The following is a 4,816-nucleotide window of genomic DNA, read 5'->3' on the forward strand; positions in this document are numbered from 1 at the left end:
GCGGCCCGCAGCCGCTCCACCTCATCGCGGCAGCAGCAGCCTTCGAGGTGATCGTTCACCAGCCCCATGGCCTGCATGAAGGCATAGACCGTTGTCGGGCCAACGAATTTCCAGCCGCGCTTTCTCAGATCCTTCGAAATCTTCACGGAGACGGGGGTGGTCGGATTCGCCCTGAGCGTTTCGAGATCGACCACCCTCGGCCGGTCCTCCGGTCCCGGTTCATGCGCCCAGAAATAGGCGGCCAGCGACCCGAACTCGGCCTCCATCTCGATGGCGCGGGCGGCGTTGTTGATCGTCGCCTCGATCTTGCCGCGATGGCGGATGATGCCGGCATCGCCGAGCAGACGTTCGACGTCCTTCTCGCCGTACCGCGCAATCTTGTGAAAATCGAAGCCGTCGAAACCGGCGCGGAAATTCTCGCGCTTCCTCAGGATGGTGAGCCAGGACAGCCCCGACTGGAAGCCTTCCAGACAGATCTTCTCGAACAGCCGGACATCATCGGTGACCGGCCGGCCCCATTCCTCATCATGATATCTGAGATAGTCGGGCAGGTTGCCATGCCAGAAACAGCGGTCCCTGCCATCGTCACCCGTTATCAACCCCGCCATATCGCTCACATGCGCCTCCTGATTCTCTATGGAACAAAAAGGAAACATGTTTTCGGCGGGACAACAAGGGCCGAGCGCTCGGGCCAACATGAAACGCAGCCGTCGCGGGCGTGACCGTTCACGAAGCCTTAACCAATTTATACTTTTTTATGGTTAACAACACGTCGCTTCCGGGACCCTCCATGCTTCGCCTCACCGCCTCAGCGGGCCTGCTCCTGCTTGCCGCGTCATTTGCCGCTTCTGCCGATCGCGCGTCTGCCGAAACCGCGTTTTCCGTCTATGGCGGCTATCAGACCGCGCCGCATTCACCGATCGAGATCAATGGCGCTGACGCTTTCACCGCAGGCTGGGAGGGCCGGTCGTTCAACTGGCCGGCCTATTGGGGCGCGCGCGCAACCTACTGGCTCGACCGTTACAAGCAACCGAACCTCGGCATTGCGCTCGATTTCAGCCATGCCAAGGTCTATGCCGATGACGCCACGCGCGCCAAATCGGGCTGGAGCCATTTCGAATTCACCGACGGGCTCAATCTGCTGACGCTGAACGCGCTCTACCGCTTTCCGATAAAGGACAGCAAGTGGACGCCCTATGTCGGCCTCGGGGCCGGCATCAACGTGCCCCATGTCGAGGTCACCCGGCCATCCGGCCGCACCTATGACTACCAGTTCGGCGGCCCGACCGTGCAGGCCCAGGCGGGCGTATCCTACAATTTCGCCAAAAACTGGGACGCCTTCGTCGAATACAAGGCGAACTATTCCTGGGTCGACGTCAAGATCGACAGCGGCGACCGCATGAAGACCGGAATCCTTACCAATGCCGTCAATTTCGGCATTGGTTTCCGGTTCTGAGATCGCCTATGCCCGCGGCGGCTCGTCAGGCGGATCGGTAGGATCTGCTGCCGCGGCTGCGGGCGGGTGCGGCGGCGGGGTTTCGACCACATCGGCCTTCCGGCGCGCCGCGCGCCGCGCCAGCATGCCTTGGCCGCAAAGCGCCGCCATCGCGCCGAAGCCGAGCAGCACGACGATGATGTTCGCGATCCAGCCGAAGAACGGCAGGTAGTGCAGCAGCGACATCAGCACCAGCCCGCCGGCGATCGCCAGCAGGCGGTTGACGAGGCTGGGCTTGAGCGGCCTGATGCTGGTAACCAGCCACCAGGACAGAGCGTAGACCGCGAGCAGATAGGCGAGCGTCCAGAGGGCTACCGTCGCCAGAATGATGAACGGGATCAGCGGAATGGCGATGAGCGTCATCAGCGCCAGCGGCACCGCGCCGAACAGCGTCGACAGCGCAACGAAACCATAGCCGAGCGAGGCGAAAGGCCGGGTGATCAGCCGCGCCCGCGCCGCTTCCGTGCGCTGCGGGGCCAGCAGCAGGAACACCGTCGCCAGCGCCAGCATGAAGACCAGCATGGAAATGAAGCTTGCGACCACGGTCGTGTCGGAGACGACCTCCGGCTCGGGCGCTTCTTCCGAGGCCGGTTTGGGCGTCAGCTTGCGGTAGGTCACCTTGTCGGCGGCAATCACCGATTCCGGAATGGCGACTTCGTCGGGCGCGTAATAGGTCAGCGTGCCGCCGATCGCGGCATCCGGGCCGAAGGCGATCTCGTCGCCCATGATCCTGACATCGCCGGAAACCGCCGCGTTCAGCGTCAGGTCGCCGCTGCCGACGAGCAGACTGCCAGCGATCGGCGCGTTGATTTCGACCGAGCCGGCCGCCAACCGGGCATTGCCGCTGACGGCCGCGCGGGGCCCGATCTCGATGTCCGCGCCGGCGGCCGAAAGATCGCCGGCGACCGTGCCGTCGATCTTGACGGAAAAGCCCGCTGCATAAAGGTCGCCGTTCACACTCGCGTTGGAACGAACCCTGGCGCCCGCCAGAAGCGCATCGCGCCCGACGGAACCGTCAAGCCGCGCCGTCGCGCCGGCCACGAAGGCATTGCGCGGGCTGTCCTGGTTGAGCACGGTCGTCGTGCCGCTGGCATAGGTATCGCCGCCGAAGACCATGATCTTGTCATCATCCGCCATGGCCGCTGCGCTGCCAAGCGTCAGAACCGTCAATGCCGTCGCCAGTATGCGTGCTATTCCGCTCATGACCAAAGCCCCTCTCGCCCGTCAGTCGGTTCATCGAATGCGTCGCTGCCGATACTATCCCGCGTGTGAGGGCTTTCGTAAAGGACCAATGCGGCTCAAACCACCCGGCATTTCAGCACCGCCGCCGCCAGCGCTTCCATGGTCTCGCGTCGTCTGTCAGATCGCCGCCAGCAAAGCCCGATCCGCCGCGCCGGCTGAGGTTCCGCAAAGGGCAGGATGGTCAGCGACGTTCGCGCGGTCTCTGCCGCCACGGCCATTTCGGGGATCAGCGTCATGCCCATGTCGTTCGCCACCATCTGCAGCAGCGTGGTCATGGACGTCGCGCCGACATTGACGACATTGCGCTTCGGCTTCTGCTCGCAAAGTGCCAAGGCCTGGTCGCGCAGGCAATGGCCTTCCTCCAGAAGCAGCAGGCGATCCGCCTCCAGATCGGCCTGGGTCAGGGGCGAGGCGAGCACCGTTTGGTGATTGCGCGCGACCGCCATGAAGAACCGGTCGGCGAAAAGGTTCATCGTCTCAATGCCGTCGCGCTCGATCGGCAGCGCCGCCACCACCGCATCGAGCGCCCCCTCCTCCAGATGATCGAGAAGCTGGTCGGTGACCGCCTCCCTCAGGGCCACCTCCGCTTCAGGGTAGAGACGCTTCAGATAGGGCACGAGTTTCGGGATCAGGTACGGAGCGACGGTTGGAATGAGCCCGATCGCGACCGGCCCCGCCAGCGGCCCGGAGGCCGGCCGGGCGGCATGTTCCAGCGCGGCCATGGCGGCAAGCACGGTCCCCGCATGGCCCAGAACCCGCTCGCCCTCGCGGGTCAACAAGACCTGCCGGCGCGCGCGCTCGAACAAGGCGACGCCAAGCTCTGCCTCCATCTCCATGATCTGGGCGGAAAGCGCCGGCTGGCTGATATGCACCGCCTCCGCCGCCCGGCCGAAATGGCGCTCGCGCGCCAGCGCCTCGAAATAGCGCAATTGCTTGAATGTAACCATGATAGGAAAATCCTATCGTAATCTCCGGAAATCACAATTGGAAATTATCGAAACTTCGTGAGACCATCGCCTTCACGAATAATGGAGGAAACCATGGCAGATAAACCGACCCTCACGACAACCGCCGGCGCCGCCGTGCCCGACAACCAGAATTCCATCACCGCTGGTCCGCGCGGCGGCGTGATGATCCAGGATTACCAGCTGATCGAGAAGCTCGCCCACCAGAACCGCGAGCGCATCCCCGAGCGCGTGGTCCACGCCAAGGGCTGGGGCGCGTTCGGCACGCTGAAGATCACCGGCGACATCTCAAAATACACCAAGGCCAAGTGTCTGCAGCCGGGCGCGGAAACGCCGATGCTCGCCCGCTTCTCCACCGTTGCCGGCGAACTGGGTGCTGCCGATGCCGAGCGCGACGTGCGCGGCTTCGCCCTGAAATTCTACACCGAGGACGGCAACTGGGATCTCGTCGGCAACAACACGCCAGTGTTCTTCGTCCGCGATCCTTACAAGTTCCCGGATTTCATCCACACGCAGAAGCGCCACCCGCGCACCAATCTGCGCTCGCCCAAGGCGATGTGGGATTTCTGGTCGCTATCGCCGGAAAGCCTGCACCAGGTCACGATCCTGATGTCCGACCACGGCATCCCGGTCGACCCGACCTTCATGAACGGCTACGGCTCGCACACCTATTCGCTCTGGAACGATGCCGGCGAGCGCTTCTGGGTCAAGTTCCACTTCAAGACCGAGCAAGGCCACAAGCACTACACCAATGACGAGGCGGAAACGCTGATCGGCAAGAGCCGCGAAACCTATCAGGAAGCGCTGTTCGACAAGGTCGAAACCGGCAACTATCCGCGCTGGAAGGTGCAGGTGCAGATCATGCCGGAAAGCGATACCGGCAAGACGCCCTACAACCCCTTCGACCTCACCAAGGTCTGGCCGCATGGCGACTATCCGCCGATCGATATCGGCGTGATGGAACTGAACCGCAACGCCGACAATTACTTCGCCGAAATCGAGCAGGCGGCGTTCTCGCCCTCCAACATCGTGCCCGGCATCTCGCACTCGCCGGACAAGATGCTGCAGGCGCGCATCTTCTCCTATGCCGACGCCCATCGCTATCGTCTCGGCA

General features: G+C 63.4%; 5 protein-coding genes. 2 read left to right on the forward strand and 3 right to left on the reverse strand.

The window, feature by feature from the left end:
• On the reverse strand, positions 1-608 hold a 608-nt coding region (locus AC5DC2_RS19415; RefSeq protein WP_491699659.1), incomplete at its 3' end, for a DNA-3-methyladenine glycosylase I.
• A 182-nt stretch (positions 609-790) separates the two neighbouring features.
• Between AC5DC2_RS19415 and AC5DC2_RS19420 the strand changes: the two genes are divergently transcribed.
• Positions 791-1,456, forward strand: coding sequence for an outer membrane protein (locus AC5DC2_RS19420; protein WP_491699655.1), 666 nt, complete (start codon positions 791-793; stop codon positions 1,454-1,456).
• Positions 1,457-1,462: 6 nt separating this feature from the next.
• On the opposite strand, the gene AC5DC2_RS19425 is transcribed toward AC5DC2_RS19420, so the two are convergent.
• Both AC5DC2_RS19425 and AC5DC2_RS19430 read right to left on the reverse strand, forming a co-directional pair.
• On the reverse strand, positions 1,463-2,698 hold the full coding sequence (locus AC5DC2_RS19425; RefSeq protein ID WP_491699656.1) for a bactofilin family protein: 1,236 nt from the start codon (positions 2,696-2,698) through the stop codon (positions 1,463-1,465).
• Between the two features lie 95 nt (positions 2,699-2,793).
• Positions 2,794-3,684: a hydrogen peroxide-inducible genes activator gene (locus tag AC5DC2_RS19430; protein WP_491699657.1), complete on the reverse strand. Its 891-nt coding sequence runs from the start codon at positions 3,682-3,684 to the stop codon at positions 2,794-2,796.
• 93 nt (positions 3,685-3,777) lie between these two features.
• Here AC5DC2_RS19430 and AC5DC2_RS19435 point away from each other — a divergent pair.
• On the forward strand, positions 3,778-4,816 hold a 1,039-nt coding region (locus tag AC5DC2_RS19435), incomplete at its 3' end, for a catalase (protein ID WP_491699658.1).

This window comes from Martelella sp. (assembly GCF_984369615.1).